Here is a 16,959-nt window from a genome sequence, read left to right on the forward strand (position 1 = left end):
GGAGGAAACAGAATGAGGTTAAAAAATAAAATGGCTTTAATTACGGGAGCGGGTTCTGGAATAGGCAAAGAAACAGCATTACTATTTGCGAAAGAAGGAGCACATGTTATTGTTGCTGACAATAATGAAGAATCAGGAAATGCAACGATACTGGAAATAAAAGAGAATAAAGGTGAGGCATCATTTATAAAAGTCGATGTAACGGATGAAGATAATGTCGCAGAAATGGCAGAAATAATAAAAAAAGAATATAAATCATTAGATATTTTGTTTAATAATGCAGGAATTAGTGGGATTGGCCCTCTGCATGAAATAGAATTAAAAACTTGGAAAAAAGTACTTGATGTTAATGTTACAGGTGTATTCCTTGTTTCAAAGGCGATTGTACCTATCTTGATGAAAAACAAAAATGGTTCAATCATCAATATGTCATCATGTATTGCAGAAATAGGATTAGCAAATCGAGCATCCTATGCAGCAAGTAAGGGAGCTGTTTTATCATTAACAAAATCAATGCAAGTTGATTATGCCCCGTATAACATAAGGGTAAACGCTTTAATGCCAGGGACGATTTATACCCCTTTTGTTGAAGACTACTTATCAAATGATCCTAACCCGGAGAATGCCATTGCAAAAATTAAAGAAAGACAATTAAGTGGAGATTTGGGTAAGCCGATAGATGTAGCATATGCAGCACTATATTTAGCTTCGGATGAATCGAAGTTTATGATGGGATCCCCGTTTATGATCGACGGCGGAGTTGTAAATGGTAAATCTAGTTAAGTAGATAACTAGTAATCAATTCTATTAAAAGATTTGGAGGAACATAACATTGAAATTATTAACTTTTAAACAAGAAAACAAATTAAAGCTTGGAATTAAAACTGAAAAAGGTGTTTTACATGTTGAAGAAGCGGCAAAACGTTTGAATTTAGAAGTACCAAATTCAATAGAAGAAACTCTTCGTCATCATAGCAAGGTTGAAGCTCTTCAAGCATTAGTAAAAGCAGGGCTAGAACAAGGAGATGAAAGCATCTTTTTAGATGAAAAAGAAATTACGTTTGGCCCAGCTGTTCCTAAACCAGGGAAGATCATTTGTGTAGGGCTTAATTATAAAAAACATGCGGAAGAATCAAATATGCCATTGCCAGAATACCCGATTCTTTTTAATAAATTCGACAATACCATTTCAGCCCATCATGACACAATCAGTCTGCCGTTCAATTCTTTAGAAAATGATTATGAGGCAGAGTTGGCTATAGTAATTGGCAAGGAAGCAAAGCGTGTCTCAAAAGAAGATGCTTTGGATTATGTTTTTGGTTATTGCAATGCGAATGATTTATCTTCTCGCGATTTACAATTCCGTACTCCCCAATGGTTACTAGGTAAATCTTGTGATGGATTTAGCCCGATAGGTCCATATTTAGTCACGAGTGATGAGGTTGGGAATCCAAATGAGTTGAATATAAAGGCAATTGTTAACGGAAAAATACGACAAAACTCTAATACGTCAGATATGATTTTTAAGTGTCATGAAATTGTTAGCTATATTTCTGACCATATGACACTAAGTCCAGGGGATATTATTTTTACAGGTACGCCTGAGGGTGTCATTTTAGGAATGCCGGAAGAAGAAAGGGTTTATTTAAAAGAAGGAGATGAGGTTACGATTGAAATTGAAAAGCTGGGGAGTTTAACAAATTCATTTATACAAGAAGTTTAATGCAAAACGTAGATGTTTCCCGAAAGTGGCCTATGTCTTTCGGGGAAACAATTTAGTCTTAAATAAATGACGATTCTCGTTTTGACGATAAATAACGTGTGAAAAATGAATAAGTGTAATATATATTTAATCTGCTTTTCGATAGAATTGTTTTGCTCTTGTGAAATTTAGATTAATAGCTTCTTTTATCATTTCATCATCATGATCTTTTATAGCTAGTACAAGTTTTGTTCTTGATTCAATACTATTTTCCCATGCACCTGGGATATTAAGAATTTTTAACATCGATTCATGACGCAGGTGAACAATTGTTTGCATTAATTTGTTATATATTTTGTTTTTACTACAAAGTCCCATGTGTAAATCGAATTCGTCAAGCAATTGCTGGAATTCTCTAATGTCTTTTTCTTTAACGGATAAACGTTTCAATTGATGCAACGTTTTTTCTAGGACACTTATATCATCATCACTCATATGTTTAGATGCTTCTAGAAAAACCTCAGATTCAATTAATTTTCGAGCAGCATATATTTCGTCTAAATTGTCTATTTCGTTATAATACATCCAGCCAATGGTTTCAGCAGGAATTGGAGATTCGCTTTTATTTACAAAGCTGCCTTCACCGGGTTTAATTGTAATCAACCCAATTAGGGCAAGGGCGCGTAAAGATTCACGAATTCTCCCTCGATTCACTCCAAATTCCTGTGCTAATAAACGTTCATTAGGAAGTTTATCACCTGGATTTAATTCATTTGATGTGATCCAAGAAGCAATTTGTTCCATGACTTGTTCAGTCACTGTTACTCTTTTTATCGGATTAATCTTAACCATTATAGAACCACCTTTTCAATAGACTGGTATTACCAATATACCACTTGTCACTATTTTAATGAAAATGAATTCCAAAAGAAAGTTTTAATTGTCGATTTATCAGTAAATTTATAAAATTTTAAAAAATACAAAAATCAAGTTGAAATAGCATTATTTGGGTGATATCATTAATTTTGTACTGGTACCACCAGACAACAATCTATTTTGAAAGCGCTGTTATTCTCAAGAGCCGCTTTGCTGGATATTTTTGAATGATTAATAGTTAGATTGTGGTACTACCATACCACCTGATACCTGATTTACCTGTTATTAAAAACGATGGTACTTAACAATGAATAAGGGAGAAATGATGACTTTGAAGGAAAAAACCTATCGCTCGATCATAATGAGACCTGATGACAGTGTAGCTGTGGCACTAGAGGAGATACCAGCTAATACCAAATTAACCGTTGCTTTTCCCGATCAGAGAACAAAAGAAATTATAGTAAAGGAAACGATATTTTTTGGGCATAAATTTGCCGTTATACCGATATCAGCTGGATCTAATATTTTAAAATATGGAGAAGTAATTGGAAAAGCAGTAATCGATATAGAAGAAGGCGAACACGTGCATGTTCACAATTTAGAAGGTGTGAGAGGAAGAGGTGATAAAGTTGTTGACAATGGATAATGAAGGTAAATTTCTAGGATATAGACGTCACGATGGAAAAGTAGGGGTAAGAAATCATGTTCTTATCTTACCAACAATAACTTGCGCTACTCAGGCTGCAAAACAAATTACTGAACTTGTACATGGGACCGTTTCTTTTATTCATCAACATGGTTGTGCTCAAGTGGGAGTAGATTATGAACAAACGTTCCGTACATATGTCGGATTAGGACTTAACCCAAATGTTTATGGGGTTGTGGTTTTAGGATTAGGCTGTGAAACACACCAAGCTAGAAGTGTTGCAAGTGAAATTGCTAAAACAGGTAAACGTGTTGAAACAGTTTCAATTCAAGATTATGGCGGTACATTATCGGCAATTGCTGAAGGAGCAAAAGCAGCTACTAAACTAGTACAGGAAGCTTCTGCTCAAATGAGAGAATGGTGCGATTTTAGTGAATTAATTATTGGAACAGAATGTGGCGGCTCTGATGCATGCTCAGGATTATCCGCAAATCCTGCGGTTGGGGTAGTTAGCGATATGATTGTAGAAAAGGGAGGCACTGCAATCTTAGCCGAAACGACCGAATTAATAGGAGCAGAACATTTACTAGCAAACCGTGCTAAAAATGATAGAGTTGCTAAACGCGCATATGAAATTATTAATGCGATGGAAAACCGATCAATATTAATGGGTGTTGATATAAGAACAGGAAATCCTAGCCCTGGAAACATAAAAGGCGGATTAAGTTCATTAGAAGAGAAATCCTTAGGGGCTGCAAATAAGGCAGGAAAAAGTCAATTAAATGAGATCATAGATTATGCTGAAGCTCCAACGGAAAAAGGGTTGGTTTGGATGGATACACCTGGACATGATATTGAACAACTAACAGGTATGGTTGCAGGTGGTGCTCAAGTGGTTTTGTTTACTAGCGGGAGAGGAACACCTACAGGTTCACCGATTGCTCCAGTTATTAAAATATCTACGAATACTCCAATGTTCGAAAGAATGTCTGAAAATATGGATCTTGATGCTGGAACGATCATTGATGGGAAAGAAACAGTAGAAGATGTTGGAAAGCGAATTTTTGATGAAATAGGGCTCGTTTGCTCAGGAAAGCTTACAAAAGCAGAAATACTTAAACAACATGATTTTGGGATCTGGAGAATTGGCCCAACATTTTAAGAGAAGTTTCAATGGAGACAAAAGTGTGTTAGTTAAGCTGTCTCCTCAATAAAAACAGTCTAAAGAAAAGGGGTATGGAAAATGAAAAAATCATTATTATCGGCTTTAATGGTATTTTTATTGATTGTTGTAAGTGCTTGTTCTTCAGGAACTTCGAGTACTTCCTCATCAAGTGGCGGAGAAGCTGAAGATTCTAAAAACCAAGACAAAATTGAAATTAATGTTGCATATGGGAACCAACCAGGTGAGCCAATTGATCAACTTGCAAATAAGTGGAAAGAATTAGCTTCTGAAGCAAGTGATGGGCAAATCGTATTAAATCTTTATCCAAGTTCGCAGTTAGGTGCTGAAAAGGATGTTGTCGAACAGGCGAAGATGGGGAATAACGTCATTGTCATGGCTGGTTATGACTTTTTAATGGATTATGTTCCAGATGCAGGTATTCTTACAGCTCCATACTTAACTGAAAATGTAGATGATTTAGTGTACTTAACTACCACTGATTGGTTTGCCGATTTAACAGATAAATTAAGAGAACAAGACATCGAAATTGTAAACGGTAACACTGTCTATGGTATCCGGCATCTAATGACCAATGAAAAAGTAACAACACCTGAGGAATTAGCAGGGTTAAAGATCCGTGTCCCAAATAACCAAATGTCAATCAAAACATTTGAAGCATTAGGAGCAACGGCAACACCAACTCCATTAGGAGATTTGTATACTTCCCTGCAACAAGGGTTGATTGATGGAGCCGAAAATCCACTACCAGTATTACAAGGGGTAAAAGCACAAGAAATTTCAAAACATTTAACTTTAACTGGTCACCAAAAATTTATTACATCTTGGATTGCTGGAACAGGATTTATCGAATCATTACCAGCTGATGTAGTAGACATTTTAAAAGAAACGGGCAATGAAGCTGCTAAATATGGACGTACTGTATTAGAAGAAGAAACAGAGAAAGTATTAGAAGAATTTAAAAACGAGGGTGTAGAAGTTCATGAAGTGGAGATCGAACCTTTCAAAGCAAAAGTAGACAGCGTGTATAAAGCGTTTCCAGATTGGACTCCAGGACTATACGAGGAAATCCAAAACTTACTTAAAAATAAATCCTAGTATTGGATAAACGAAAGTAGGATTTCTCAATGTGAGAATCCTGCTTTCTTAGATCAAATTTAGTAAAAAATTAAGATGAAAATAGTAGGTAAAAGGGGGAAAATTATGTTTAAAAAGATATTTGATCCCATTGATGATATCATTTCAACACTGGCACTCGCTGTAATAATCGTCCTTACTGTGATGAATGTTTTTTTTCGTTTTGTATTAAATAGTCCTATTGCATGGGCGGAAGAAATTTCAGTTGGATTATTTATTTGGCTTGTTTTTGTTGGGATGAGTTCAGCCATGAAGCGTGAAAACCATATAGGAGTAGATTATTTTGTCAATAAAATGCCGCGTCCTCTAAAAATTACCGCAATCATTATTAGGGCCCTCGCCATTTATTCAGCCCTTTTCTATGTTTTAATCTATCTTGGAAGTACTTTAACAGCACAAGCACAAAGTAAAGTAACCCCGATTTTAGCAATAAGCTACCAATATATAGATATTGCTGTACCAATTGGGGGAGTTTTAACAGCAATTCATTTTACCCGATTACTCATTAGAAGTTTAAAAGCTGAGCTTATTAATAAAGGGGGAGAATAAAGTGGCTTTAACTGTCGTCCTATCTGTTCTTCTAATATTGTTTTTATTAAACGTACCCATAGCTTTTGCACTGATCGTGAGTACCGCGGTATATTTCTTTTTTATTGATAGTTTTTCAACATCTATTTTGATTCAACGAATGGTCGGAGGTATTGAATCGGTTCCTCTATTAGCGATTATTTTCTTTATTACAGCAGGGATTCTAATGAATTACACAGGAATTACATCTAGAATGTTGAGATTTGCTCAAATTTTAACGAATCGATTGCCTGGTTCATTAGCACAGGTAAATGTTGTTTTAAGTACCCTTATGGGCGGATTATCCGGCTCAAATATTGCAGATGCTGCCATGCAATCAAAAATTTTAGTTCCTGAAATGGAAAAAAAGGGGTATAGTCGTTCGTTTGCAACTGTACTAACAGCCTCAACTTCATTAATTACACCGATTATTCCACCAGGAATTGCCTTAATCATGTATGGATATGTTGGAAATATTTCAATTGGTTCATTATTTCTTGCTGGAGTTTTACCAGGAATTGTTTTATGTATCATTTTCATGATTTATGTTCATTTTTATTCAAAAAAACATCATCTCGAAACAGACAATAAGGAACATTTTACAGCAAAAGACTTATTACTATCTTTTAAGGATGCTTTTTTTGCCCTATTGTTACCAGTTATTATTATTGGTGGGATTCGTTTAGGGGTTTTTAGCGCAACAGAGGCAGGAGCTATTGCTGTATTTTATGCTTTATTCCTAGGGTTAGTTATCTATCGTGAAATGAAACTAAAGCAGCTGGTACGCGCACTTGTCGAGACTGTACATACTGCAGCTTCGATTATCATCATTATAGCAGCGGGCTCTGCCTTTGCTTGGGTCTTAACGTTAGAGCAAGTACCACAAAAAATGACTGAGTTTATGGTAACAAATGTCTCATCACCTATCCTGTTCTTCCTAGTTGTTATTGCTTTTCTATTAGTAGTAGGGATGTTTATTGAAGGAAACGTATCGATTATTATTCTTACTCCGTTATTCATGCCAATGCTTGCACAATATGGAATTGATCCCGTACATTTCGGTATTTTCTTTATCATTTGTATAAGTATAGGAACAATGACACCGCCACTTGGTACGATCATGTTCACTACCTGTTCGATTACAGGTACTAAGATTGAAGATTTTATTAAAAGCAGCATACCTTTCCTAATAATCTTGATAATCGCAGCGTTGTTAATTGCGTTTGTGCCAAGTATTTCTCTCTGGTTGCCAACTGCTTTTAAATAAGAAGATAAATTTATTTAAAGGGGAAGTTGTCTGGATTATTGGAAGCATCTCAGGTTTCGGAAGAGCTGGAGCTATTGATTTTTGCTCTTTAACAAACGTCAATGAAAGTGATGTTTGTCTAGTAATATGTAAGGAAAGACGGTACTTAAGTATCGTTTTTTTTGTTCACCAGGAAATGATAGATTCATAACTTTTGGATAAATATTTATTTTACCTTATTTTTGGATTTCTCAAAATCTTTATACGGCTCTAAATTGATCTTAGATGTGCTATTATAGTAAGATGAGAAATATTTCTAATAATTAACATAATTTAAATAGATATGAAAAATTTCAGAATCTTGAACCTAAAAGTAGACAAGACCCCAATGAATGAGGTGATATAATGGGTGATTTATCATTAGAAAAACCACAGCCCTATTACGAACAGTTTTACCATATGATAAAAAAAATGATCTATGAGGGGAAGTTTCAGCCCGGAGAACGGATTAACGAAACGCAATTAGCAAAAGAATTTAACGTAAGTAAGAGCCCAATTCGAGAGGCGATCCGAATTTTAGAAAAAGAGGGCCTTTTAGTTGTAGAAAAATTAAAGGTGGTTGTGTATGAGCCGACGGCAAAAGATGTTAAGGATATTTATTTTTGTCGGAAAGCTTTGGAGTCCTTCGCGGTGAGCCTGACCACTCAAACAGCTAGTGATGAGGAGCTTGGGGAAATTGAAGTTTTGTTAGAAAAAACAGAACAGGCTATTCAAGCCAATGAAGACCCCAATACAATCATTACGCTTAATGAGCAATTCCATAACTTGATTATCAGCTTTACCCGGAATACTCGCCTTCAAAAACAGGTAGCTGATTTAAAAGGATTAATTTACTATTTTCGAATATTAAATTTTAAAGGTGAAAGTAGAGCAGAAGAGATTGTAAAACAGCATCGTAATATTTTTAACTATATGAAAATAAGAGATGAAAAATTAGCCGCACAGGAAATGATTAAACATCTTGAGCTTGATGTAGAACATTTATTTGAAGTCCTTTCAACAACCGATGAAGGTTCTAAAATTGAACTAAACAAAAAAAATACATAACATCTTACAAAGCGGTGTCATTGCGTATGAAGGTCCGATTTTGTGGAGTAATATAGTAAATAGATATAAATTAGCATACCAATTCATATAGTAATTGCTATGCTTTTTTCATTGATATAGCAAAGTAAACAGCACCCAAAATGAACAATCGTGACTGTGGCTGTTTTCATGTCCTAATTAGGATGCTAAATCAAATTTTTATAGGAGTCTATTTGAGAAAAGTATGGATTGATTCCACTATCATTAAAAAATAAAAAGCTTGTGAAAAGATGCAGTTACACTACCGAACAGGTTAGGAAAACAAGCAAAAGTCATTCAATAATGAAATAGATCTTGTTTTCAAGGAGGTAAAACATGGATTACATTTCACCGAAAGAAGCCGTGTTAAAAGTGAAACGGTGGCCTAAAGATACCATATCAGCGGGGCGTCGTCATACTGTTGGTCTTAAAACTGACGGCACGGTGACGGCTGTGGGTGATAATAAATATGGTCAATGTGATGTAAGCCAATGGCGCGGTATTGAGGCGGTCGCGACTGGTAATGTTCATATGGCGGCGAACACGGGGAATGTTCATACCATCGGTCTTAAAGCTGACGGTACTGTGGCGGCTGTAGGGTGGAATAAGTATGGCCAATGCGATGTGAACGACTGGCGCGATATTGTAGCATTTGCGGCAGGGTGGCGTCGTACTATTGGGCTTAAATCGGATGGCACGGTAATAACAGTGGGCAGAAATAATGAAGTTGAATGCAATGTAATCGACTGGCATGATATTGTGGCGGTTGAGGCGGGTGACTGGCATACGATCGGTCTTAAATTGGACGGCACGGTGACGGCTGTGGGTAATAATCGGTATCGCCAATGCAATGTAAGCGGCTGGCACGACATAGTGGCGGTCGCGGCTGGTTATCTTCATACCATCGGTCTTAAATCGGACGGTACGGTGATAGCTGTGGGGTTGAATAAACATGACCAATGTGATGTAAGCGGCTGGCGCGGAATTGTGGCGATAGCGGCGGGGAGTAAACATACCATCGGCCTTAAATCGAACGGTACTGTGGCGGCTGTGGGTTGGAATGAGTATGGCCAATGTAATGTAAGTGGTTGGCGCGATATTGTGGCAATAGCCGCGGGCTGTGCCCATACTGTCGGTCTTAAATCGGACGGCACGGTGGTTGCTGTGGGTGATAATGAATATGGGCAATGCGATGTAAGCGACTGGCATGGCATCCAACTGCCTAATCATTAGTTTTGGGTAAAAATAAATCCAAAAAAAGATTAAACATAAAAGGTGAAAATTCCTTTTTCAACTAACAAGTCAATAGTTGAAAAATATCAAAAGGTGATCTAATCGGAAGACTTGAGAGCTGCTGAAGACGACAATCCATTCGCGGAAAATAGAATAACTGCAATTGATGTGGTTGAAATACCAAACAAACTAAATATGAAGTTAATGATAATGAAATAATGGAAAATTTTTTGCTTAAACGTAAGTGATCAAAGGAAGCAAGTAACCTTATTAAGGGCAATTAAAGGAAAGGGTGCCTTTAGAAGGTGTAAGGAAAAAATCATTGATGATGAAATAGAAGATCAATGGTATTCATACCGTAACGAGTGTTTCAAACAAATTGCGATTGAATGGTGTCAGCTAAATAAAATAAACTATATTGAATAGAAAAAAGACAAGGGTGATTATAGGAGAATAATCACTTTTTTCTTAAAGTAACGGGGCACCTTACTTTAAAAAGGTATAGTAGATTCATTCTTTATTCGATATCAGGAATAATTATATTCCCGTGACTAAACTCCAAACTGTTTTAAATGGTGGTCAAGATGCTTGTAAATACCTTTTCCCCATTGTTCTGAAGTAAGTTTTCCGAAAAAAGGATGTGGATGTTCTGTACAAGCCTCTGGTCCATTCTTTTGGAATGTTTTAATTTTTAGTTTCAGTTTTTCCCTTTCTATTTCAAAATCTTTTTTCTCTGCAATTAAAATAGTTGGGATAGTAGACATATTGAGAGGTAAAGGCTTGTCATTATAAAAAATGGGTTTTGCAAATCTACCTACTACTAACCCTAACAAACCTCTTGGAGGGAAAGAATATCCCATTGCGAGATCCTGGAAAGATGAGCAATGAGCTAACATTTGAGCGACATCCATTTTTCCCCATTTCGGTTGTGAATTTACACTTAAGTTTTCGATACGTTTTAATATTTCATTTGTATACGTGATCTCAAATATAGTATTCATTAGAATAACCCCTTAGTTTTTTGATTTTAACAAAATGCCCTTTATTATTTAATATATAATTCAACGTCTCGATATTTTATCCTTCTTTAATGATCGGGTGCTTGAGTTGAAAATTAGGGTTGCTGTGGCAGCCTTTTCTTTTTGAGTTAAAGGGTAGGTTGGTGGAAGAAGAACGAATTTATTACCTATGAGAATTTACTCTTCTGAAAAAAGCGCGTTTTTTTGATAATGTAAAAACACTATGGATAAGTTAGTTTACTAAATAACATATGAATCAAACCAACTAGTTGTCAACTTTTATAACAAACAAGTTGTAGTAATAGCTTATTGGTTGCATATTAACTCATAAGGAGGCGACGTTATTGTGAGTGTTGAGGTTTATATAAACATTTTCACTGCAGATAACAAGCATTTGAAAAACTAATTAAAAAACTAGATGAACATTTATTAGAACTTTATCCAAGTGAAGGCATATTTGGATTGGATTTAAGTTGTCCTAAAGTTGAGGAAACTACATTTGCACTTGCTTACTTAGGAAAGACACCTGTTGGTTGTGGTGCAATACGACCATTGAGCTTGGAAAACATAAAATTGAAAAGATTTTATATAGATAGTATTTATAGGAAAAAGAGCATTGCCACAAAATTATTAAAGTTTCTTGAGAAAGAAGCAAAAGGTTCAGGCTTTAAAACAATCCTTTTAGAAACTGGAAATGAACAGCCAGAAGCAATAAACCTATATAGGAAGAATGGCTATAATGAGATTGCTACTTTTGGGGAGTATGTTGATTGTGAAAATAGTGTTTGTTTTGTGAAAAAAATAGGTTAACATATTTTTAATCTTTTATAAACACACTTTTATTCTAGTGGTATCTTCATTATCTATTAAATTTAATAATAATCTTCAGCAATCAGGCGCTTATCTTAAATTGAACTGTACCCCAATTGTTAGACAAAAATCTTACAATTGGAGGTGCAGTTCAGAACAAGTAAAGGCGCTTATTTCAGTTATGAGGCTAGATTGGAGAAGATTAATTAGAATGATATGGAGAATGTGAAGGGTTACACTTAAACTAGCGGAGCAGGATAGTTCAAGAAGGATTTTATAAAGACTAGTCGAATTTTACTTAATAGTAAAGAATACAATTGGAATCAAAAACTGCTTCTATAAAAAGGAGACGTTAAAATGAAATACTTGTGTTTGGGTTACTTCAACCCAGAGAAAATGGATGCCAGCCCCAAGGCGGAGATCGAAACTGTCCTGAGCGAATGTCAACCCCACCTAAAGGAATTTTACAAGAGCGGTCAAGTAATTATGGATGTTGGTGTTGACTTAGAAGTAAAATGCTTGAAGCGGATGAACGGGAAGGTTGAGGTTACTGAGGGTCCTTTTGCCAAAACAAATGAGATGATAGGCAGTGTGTTCATCATAGAGGCACTTGACATTAAGGAAGCAATTAGGGTGGCCTCCTTACATCCGACCACACAATTGGATGCAGGTGAGCAGTTTAACTGGAGGATTGAAATCCGCCCTATCCACTACTTCGAGAAGAGAGAATAATGGTCAAGTTTCATTTTTCTTATAGTATCAGGTGTGAACGTCAATAGCAATTAGTCGCATTTACCTTATTCAACTATAGGGTGCTAGAGTTCAACAAGGAGTTGTTGCTGCAACTCCTATTTTTTATTGAACTAACGGTGCAGGATTGTTGAAGAAAAAACTATGGGTTTTAGATATGGTCGGACGAAAAACTGCTTCATAGCACCTTTTATAAATAACCCTTGTTATTCGATGTACCACGTATTACAATGTTAATAGAAAATGTTACCAGAAGGAGAAGGTAAAATGGATAAAGAGATTATGAAAGGTAGTATCGACATTTTACTACTTTCGCTGTTGTCTAAAAGAGATATGTATGGATATGAAATTGTTAAAACCTTAAAAGAGAATAGCAATGAACTATACAATATGAGTGAGGGAACTTTATACCCTGCATTAAAAAGATTAGAGAAAAAAGAGTTGATACAATCTTATTGGGAAAGTTCAGCAACAGGAGGTAGAAGGAAGTATTATCGAATTATGGATTGTGGTAAGAAAGAACTTATTAAGAAACTTGGTGAATGGAAAAAAATTAATGATTTAATAAAAGTAAGTTCGGAGGGTTTAATATGGGGAAGAGCATTGAAACCTACATCAAACACATAATTACAACTTTGAAATGCAGTGAAGAAGAAAAAGTTGAAATTGAGGAAGAACTTAAAGACCATTTATACTTATTGAAAAACGAATATTTAGAAGATGGATACTCAGAAACTGAAGCGATAAAAAAAGCTATCAATACCTTTGGTGAGGAAAATGAGATTAGGAAAGGATTACAAAATTCAATATCTCCATTATACAAATTTGTGAATTATGGGACATGGCTTTTGTTTTTATTTTATAGCTATGTTTTATTATTAGAACTTCTAATAAAACGACTAATAATAAACCAAAATATTGGTGGTCCTAGCTTTTATTTTATGCCTTATAGTTTTACTGACATTAATGTATTTGATAAAGATATCTTTTTATTAAATACAAACTTTTTACCATTTAGAAATATTTCTAATTACATAATCAATTATGACAGTTTCAACTTTGATATTGTTCTTTATAATACATTGGGCAATATTTTAATATTTTTACCGTTAGGAATATTTTTACCATTACTAATTAGAAATGTTCAATTATTTAAAGCATTTACAGTTTTTATAATGGTAAGCCTTATAATTGAATTACTTCAATACCTTTTAAAAGTTGGTCAACTCGACATCGACGATATTATACTTCGTTCCATAGGTGGAGTGGTTGGATTCTTAATTATAAAGCTATCTATTCAGTTCTTCTTTTTTTGTAAAAGTGTTACTCGGAAATTACAGTATTCAAAATGAGAAACCTACTATATTTCTTATTATGTTAAAGAAGGTTAAAGGCATCTTTTCTTTCTTCAACTAACGGGTGCAAGAGTTTAACACCATTGGTGGCTATTTTCTAGATAAGGTTAAACAAAGCAACACTCTTTAGAAGTGATGCTTTTGTAGATATTTGAGACATAGGTTAAAAATATTTTCTATACAACTCTTGTCTATGACTACCACTTAATTGAGCATAAATTTTCGTAGTTTCGCTCTTCTGGTGACCAAGTAGACTTTGGATAACATCAAGAGGTGCTCCATTATTCAACAAATGTGTTGCAAAGCTATGTCTTAGTTGGTGTGGATGAATTACTTTACTAATCTCTGCCCTATCAGAAATCCGCTTTACAATGTATCTCATTTGAGCAATACTCATTCTATGTGGTTTCCGTTCTGTAACAAAAATGGCCGGATCATTATCCTGACGATTATCTAAGTACCGTTTAAGCCAAATTTCACAACGAATATTAAAATATACTTCCCTTTCTTTATCACCTTTACCAAGAACTATCGCTGATCGGTTTGCCCAATTGATCCTGTTCTTGTCTAGCGAAACAATTTCACCTATTCTACAACCTGTTGAAAACATAAATTCGAATAATGCCTTTTCCATAGGAGAACTACAGGCTTTCCTTAAGTGTTCGATCTCTCTTTCAGTTAAAAATTTTGGGATTCGTTTTCCTACTTTAGGTTCTTTTAATTTAGAAGCCGGATTCTTTAAAATATGTCCTTCCTCGTGTGACCAACGGAAAAGTGATTTTATAAAACGTATACGGTGAGCTAAACTGGATGGCTTTAGATTTTCGCTTGACTTTGCCAAGTATTCTTTTAATTGGATAGTAGTAATGGTTTCGAGTTTTACATCCTCAAAATACCGTATCACCAACAACGCTTGAAGTTTATAGGCCTTTAAAGTCTGTTGGGAGAACCCTTCAATCCGTTTATCAGATTCATAAATTTCCCAGGCTTTTGATAATAGCAAAATACATCTCTCCTTAAAAATTCTATTTAATTGAATTTGATACGGTACTGCAATCCTTCAACTATCGAAGCAGTTTAGTTGAACAAAGGTTTCTGATATTCAGGGTAACATCTGGGAACAATAATCTCTAATATTAGCTAAATGAAGGGGATTATTGATGAAAAAAATTATATTATTTACCATATTGGCATCAGTCATTTTAAATCTTTCACCAATTCTTACTCACGCTGAAGGAAAACTAAATAAAGACTTAATGAAAATTATCAATAAGTTTGTACCGCCAAATTCAATACTGTTAAGTCCTGAAGAACCTAAATTAACTAAACCATATCAGTTTTATGACTTTAACCAAGATGGACAAGAAGAGATTATTATTACTTTTGAAATAAAAGTAAAAGAACAACCGAATCCTTCACAATATGGAGTAATAGTATTAAGAAAAGAAAATGAAAGATGGGAAAAGAGTTGGGAAACCCAAACCCAGGGGGTAGGATTAGATTATTCAGGTCTTACTGATATTACTGGTGATGGTATTAAAGAGTATCTCTTTGGTGTCAAAATAGGTGCTTCAGCAGGGAATAAACTAGAGGTTTTTAATTGGAATAATAATTCTTTAAAGATGATAGCAAAAGTTCCGTATCATATGATGGAGATTTTAAGTAATAAGAAAATTGGTATAGCCGTTTGGCAAAGGTACATTGCAGATACTTATTTTGTTGATGTTTTAAAATGGAATGGAGAAAAATTAGATTTAGATGAAGAACTATACTCTAGTTACTACCCTGTTATTGAAAAATTTTATAATAATAAAATATCAAAAATGGATGCGTGGTTCTATTGGTATACTCTTGCGGACGCTCAAGTTAAGGCAAATTTATTTGAAAAAGCTAGAAGTTCTATACAAAAAGGAACTACATTAGCAAAGAAATTATCATTGCCTGATGCAGTAGAAAACTTTGAACAGTTAAGTGAAAAGCTGATTAAAAAGAAAAATTTTTATTAAGCTTAACGGGTACAGCAGTTGGAGATCAAGCTGCCAAACTGATGGCTTTTTTCTTATTGGGCTAAAGGAGCAGAATAGTTGAATAAGCACAGCGACGGAGTTTAAGCGAACTCCGACGCAAGCTCCTCCAAATCCCAAATTATGGTACGATGAAATTAAACAAGAAAGGAGCAAATAATTTTATGGGATTAGTTACATTTCTAGTAATAATAATTGTTGCATTAATTGTTGATTTCCTTTGGCTTGATACTGAAAGTAAACGATGGAACTGGTTAAAGAATCGTTCTAAATCACAACAATTACTATTTTTCCTCATCTTTATTGGGGCTTCTTCAACTCTTTATTTTCTGTTTGGACTAAAATACTTGAATTAATGACTTTATTCCTTAAGTCTACCCAAAAAACTTCCTAAGTCTCTCAAGAAGGTGGGTGGACTCATTTATTTTACGTCGCAATTTCTATCTAAAATACATAAGCCCTTCTTGTACTAACGGGGCAGTTTAGTGGAATAAGAAATGCTTGTGTAATTCCTTGATTACTGAAATAATCACTTTATCAATGGGAGGGATAGATGTGGAAAATTCATTAGAGATGGAGACGGACACATCATTTACTTTAAACTTTTTGATTTACATACAAAATATTTATCTCAATCAAAATCGAAATGAAGATGACCTAAGATTTCCTTATTTATCAACAAAAATGGTGTTTAAAGAAGACTTTGAAATAAGGTATAAGGAACTGTGGAATGAAGTTTTCCAAAAGATATTTAGCAGTGATAACGATTTAAAAATATTTTATGAAGATAAAGATTTATTTTATCAAAAATTGTTTGAAAATAGTACGGATAATTTAAAGAGCTTTAATGAAGTTTACAAAGCCTTTCAGGTTTGGTGGGGTAGTTTTGCAGGTCGTTTTTCAATGGAAAGGTCTATTGATGAAACAGGTCACACATTATATATAGATTTGACAAACTGGTTAATGCAAAGGGGCAAAACACCACTCAAGAGATTACACATTAGTTTAATTTATGATGAATGTGTATTGGCTAACATCCCCGAATCTTCATATCTTGCAGTCATTCCGATAAGAGATTTTTTTATTAATTACAAAGAGTTGGTTCCAAGAATACAAAAATGTTTTTATTAAGCTAACGGGTGCTTATGTTCAATAAGAAATTCTAATGACGACGGTTGAATTGTCGTTTTTTTAGTTATTCAATAAGCAAGTCTATTTGCACTTCTAATAGCAGAAGCATATTTTTTATTACGCTCGTGCTAATTCATCTGCTATATATAATGTTA

The 16,959-nt window shown here is 34.6% G+C and carries 20 protein-coding genes; 17 read left to right on the forward strand and 3 right to left on the reverse strand.

Going from position 1 to position 16,959, the window contains the following annotated elements; genetic code table 11:
* Positions 1 to 12 precede the first annotated feature (12 nt).
* The gene (locus tag AC4GZ8_RS02940; RefSeq protein ID WP_491080305.1) at positions 13 to 783 is read left to right on the forward strand and encodes an SDR family NAD(P)-dependent oxidoreductase; all 771 of its coding nucleotides are present in this window, start codon (positions 13 to 15) and stop codon (positions 781 to 783) included.
* A gap of 49 nt (positions 784 to 832) precedes the next feature.
* The gene (locus tag AC4GZ8_RS02945; RefSeq protein ID WP_491080306.1) at positions 833 to 1,723 is read left to right on the forward strand and encodes a fumarylacetoacetate hydrolase family protein; all 891 of its coding nucleotides are present in this window, start codon (positions 833 to 835) and stop codon (positions 1,721 to 1,723) included.
* 126 nt (positions 1,724 to 1,849) lie between these two features.
* Here AC4GZ8_RS02945 and AC4GZ8_RS02950 read toward each other — a convergent pair whose 3' ends face one another.
* Positions 1,850 to 2,554 carry a FadR/GntR family transcriptional regulator gene (locus AC4GZ8_RS02950; protein ID WP_491080307.1) on the reverse strand — a complete coding sequence of 235 codons (705 nt, stop codon included), beginning with the start codon at positions 2,552 to 2,554 and terminating at the stop codon, positions 1,850 to 1,852.
* 331 nt (positions 2,555 to 2,885) lie between these two features.
* Between AC4GZ8_RS02950 and AC4GZ8_RS02955 the strand changes: the two genes are divergently transcribed.
* The 8 genes from AC4GZ8_RS02955 to AC4GZ8_RS02990 all read left to right on the forward strand — a co-directional run bounded on the left by AC4GZ8_RS02955 (position 2,886) and on the right by AC4GZ8_RS02990 (position 10,141).
* The gene (locus AC4GZ8_RS02955; RefSeq protein ID WP_491080308.1) at positions 2,886 to 3,224 is read left to right on the forward strand and encodes a UxaA family hydrolase; all 339 of its coding nucleotides are present in this window, start codon (positions 2,886 to 2,888) and stop codon (positions 3,222 to 3,224) included.
* Positions 3,217 to 4,386 carry a UxaA family hydrolase gene (locus tag AC4GZ8_RS02960; protein WP_491080418.1) on the forward strand — a complete coding sequence of 390 codons (1,170 nt, stop codon included), beginning with the start codon at positions 3,217 to 3,219 and terminating at the stop codon, positions 4,384 to 4,386. Before AC4GZ8_RS02955 ends, AC4GZ8_RS02960 begins: the two co-directional genes overlap by 8 nt.
* A gap of 81 nt (positions 4,387 to 4,467) precedes the next feature.
* Positions 4,468 to 5,505: a C4-dicarboxylate TRAP transporter substrate-binding protein gene (locus tag AC4GZ8_RS02965; RefSeq protein WP_491080309.1), complete on the forward strand. Its 1,038-nt coding sequence runs from the start codon at positions 4,468 to 4,470 to the stop codon at positions 5,503 to 5,505.
* A 105-nt stretch (positions 5,506 to 5,610) separates the two neighbouring features.
* Positions 5,611 to 6,093: a TRAP transporter small permease gene (locus AC4GZ8_RS02970; protein WP_491080310.1), complete on the forward strand. Its 483-nt coding sequence runs from the start codon at positions 5,611 to 5,613 to the stop codon at positions 6,091 to 6,093.
* 1 nt (position 6,094) lies between these two features.
* Positions 6,095 to 7,378 carry a TRAP transporter large permease gene (locus AC4GZ8_RS02975; protein ID WP_491080311.1) on the forward strand — a complete coding sequence of 428 codons (1,284 nt, stop codon included), beginning with the start codon at positions 6,095 to 6,097 and terminating at the stop codon, positions 7,376 to 7,378.
* Positions 7,379 to 7,762: 384 nt separating this feature from the next.
* Positions 7,763 to 8,464, forward strand: a complete 702-nt coding sequence (locus AC4GZ8_RS02980) for a GntR family transcriptional regulator (RefSeq protein WP_491080312.1) — start codon at positions 7,763 to 7,765, stop codon at positions 8,462 to 8,464.
* A gap of 354 nt (positions 8,465 to 8,818) precedes the next feature.
* On the forward strand, positions 8,819 to 9,715 hold the full coding sequence (locus AC4GZ8_RS02985) for an RCC1 domain-containing protein (RefSeq protein ID WP_491080313.1): 897 nt from the start codon (positions 8,819 to 8,821) through the stop codon (positions 9,713 to 9,715).
* Positions 9,716 to 9,940: 225 nt separating this feature from the next.
* Positions 9,941 to 10,141, forward strand: coding sequence for a UPF0158 family protein (locus tag AC4GZ8_RS02990; RefSeq protein ID WP_491080419.1), 201 nt, complete (start codon positions 9,941 to 9,943; stop codon positions 10,139 to 10,141).
* Positions 10,142 to 10,266: 125 nt separating this feature from the next.
* Here the strand turns inward: AC4GZ8_RS02990 and AC4GZ8_RS02995 are convergent, their stop codons facing one another.
* Positions 10,267 to 10,716, reverse strand: coding sequence for a DUF1569 domain-containing protein (locus AC4GZ8_RS02995; protein WP_491080314.1), 450 nt, complete (start codon positions 10,714 to 10,716; stop codon positions 10,267 to 10,269).
* A gap of 480 nt (positions 10,717 to 11,196) precedes the next feature.
* Between AC4GZ8_RS02995 and AC4GZ8_RS03000 the strand changes: the two genes are divergently transcribed.
* The 4 genes from AC4GZ8_RS03000 (at position 11,197) to AC4GZ8_RS03015 (ending at position 13,646) form a co-directional block, all read left to right on the forward strand.
* Positions 11,197 to 11,544 carry a GNAT family N-acetyltransferase gene (locus tag AC4GZ8_RS03000; RefSeq protein ID WP_491080315.1) on the forward strand — a complete coding sequence of 116 codons (348 nt, stop codon included), beginning with the start codon at positions 11,197 to 11,199 and terminating at the stop codon, positions 11,542 to 11,544.
* A 357-nt stretch (positions 11,545 to 11,901) separates the two neighbouring features.
* Positions 11,902 to 12,276, forward strand: a complete 375-nt coding sequence (locus AC4GZ8_RS03005; protein ID WP_491080316.1) for a YciI family protein — start codon at positions 11,902 to 11,904, stop codon at positions 12,274 to 12,276.
* A 285-nt stretch (positions 12,277 to 12,561) separates the two neighbouring features.
* The gene (locus AC4GZ8_RS03010) at positions 12,562 to 12,921 is read left to right on the forward strand and encodes a PadR family transcriptional regulator (protein WP_491080317.1); all 360 of its coding nucleotides are present in this window, start codon (positions 12,562 to 12,564) and stop codon (positions 12,919 to 12,921) included.
* On the forward strand, positions 12,885 to 13,646 hold the full coding sequence (locus tag AC4GZ8_RS03015; RefSeq protein ID WP_491080318.1) for a VanZ family protein: 762 nt from the start codon (positions 12,885 to 12,887) through the stop codon (positions 13,644 to 13,646). The genes AC4GZ8_RS03010 and AC4GZ8_RS03015 overlap by 37 nt, the downstream gene beginning before the upstream one ends.
* A gap of 166 nt (positions 13,647 to 13,812) precedes the next feature.
* Here AC4GZ8_RS03015 and AC4GZ8_RS03020 read toward each other — a convergent pair whose 3' ends face one another.
* Positions 13,813 to 14,652 (reverse strand): tyrosine-type recombinase/integrase, encoded by an 840-nt coding sequence (locus AC4GZ8_RS03020; RefSeq protein ID WP_491080319.1) that lies wholly within the window; start codon positions 14,650 to 14,652, stop codon positions 13,813 to 13,815.
* 157 nt (positions 14,653 to 14,809) lie between these two features.
* On the opposite strand from AC4GZ8_RS03020, the gene AC4GZ8_RS03025 reads away from it, so the two are divergent.
* The 3 genes from AC4GZ8_RS03025 (at position 14,810) to AC4GZ8_RS03035 (ending at position 16,804) form a co-directional block, all read left to right on the forward strand.
* Entirely contained in the window at positions 14,810 to 15,655 is an 846-nt protein-coding gene (locus AC4GZ8_RS03025; protein ID WP_491080320.1) for a hypothetical protein, read from the forward strand.
* A 182-nt stretch (positions 15,656 to 15,837) separates the two neighbouring features.
* Positions 15,838 to 16,029: a hypothetical protein gene (locus AC4GZ8_RS03030; RefSeq protein WP_491080321.1), complete on the forward strand. Its 192-nt coding sequence runs from the start codon at positions 15,838 to 15,840 to the stop codon at positions 16,027 to 16,029.
* Between the two features lie 199 nt (positions 16,030 to 16,228).
* The gene (locus AC4GZ8_RS03035) at positions 16,229 to 16,804 is read left to right on the forward strand and encodes a hypothetical protein (RefSeq protein ID WP_491080322.1); all 576 of its coding nucleotides are present in this window, start codon (positions 16,229 to 16,231) and stop codon (positions 16,802 to 16,804) included.
* Positions 16,805 to 16,959 lie beyond the last annotated feature (155 nt).

The sequence above is a fragment of the Metabacillus sp. RB-C-LZQ-3-1 genome (genome assembly GCF_058315175.1).

What these genes read in the sequence shown, in the direction of transcription:
- AC4GZ8_RS02940 (WP_491080305.1), top strand. Translation starts at nt 13, where the DNA reads ATGAGGTTAAAAAATAAAATGGCTTTAATTACGGGAGCGGGTTCTGGA.
- AC4GZ8_RS02950 (WP_491080307.1), bottom strand. Translation starts at nt 2,554, where the DNA reads ATGGTTAAGATTAATCCGATAAAAAGAGTAACAGTGACTGAACAAGTC.
- AC4GZ8_RS02955 (WP_491080308.1), top strand. Translation starts at nt 2,886, where the DNA reads ATGAATAAGGGAGAAATGATGACTTTGAAGGAAAAAACCTATCGCTCG.
- AC4GZ8_RS02960 (WP_491080418.1), top strand. Translation starts at nt 3,217, where the DNA reads ATGGATAATGAAGGTAAATTTCTAGGATATAGACGTCACGATGGAAAA.
- AC4GZ8_RS02965 (WP_491080309.1), top strand. Translation starts at nt 4,468, where the DNA reads ATGAAAAAATCATTATTATCGGCTTTAATGGTATTTTTATTGATTGTT.
- AC4GZ8_RS02970 (WP_491080310.1), top strand. Translation starts at nt 5,611, where the DNA reads ATGTTTAAAAAGATATTTGATCCCATTGATGATATCATTTCAACACTG.
- AC4GZ8_RS02980 (WP_491080312.1), top strand. Translation starts at nt 7,763, where the DNA reads ATGGGTGATTTATCATTAGAAAAACCACAGCCCTATTACGAACAGTTT.
- AC4GZ8_RS02985 (WP_491080313.1), top strand. Translation starts at nt 8,819, where the DNA reads ATGGATTACATTTCACCGAAAGAAGCCGTGTTAAAAGTGAAACGGTGG.
- AC4GZ8_RS02995 (WP_491080314.1), bottom strand. Translation starts at nt 10,716, where the DNA reads ATGAATACTATATTTGAGATCACGTATACAAATGAAATATTAAAACGT.
- AC4GZ8_RS03005 (WP_491080316.1), top strand. Translation starts at nt 11,902, where the DNA reads ATGAAATACTTGTGTTTGGGTTACTTCAACCCAGAGAAAATGGATGCC.
- AC4GZ8_RS03010 (WP_491080317.1), top strand. Translation starts at nt 12,562, where the DNA reads ATGGATAAAGAGATTATGAAAGGTAGTATCGACATTTTACTACTTTCG.
- AC4GZ8_RS03015 (WP_491080318.1), top strand. Translation starts at nt 12,885, where the DNA reads ATGGGGAAGAGCATTGAAACCTACATCAAACACATAATTACAACTTTG.
- AC4GZ8_RS03025 (WP_491080320.1), top strand. Translation starts at nt 14,810, where the DNA reads ATGAAAAAAATTATATTATTTACCATATTGGCATCAGTCATTTTAAAT.
- AC4GZ8_RS03030 (WP_491080321.1), top strand. Translation starts at nt 15,838, where the DNA reads ATGGGATTAGTTACATTTCTAGTAATAATAATTGTTGCATTAATTGTT.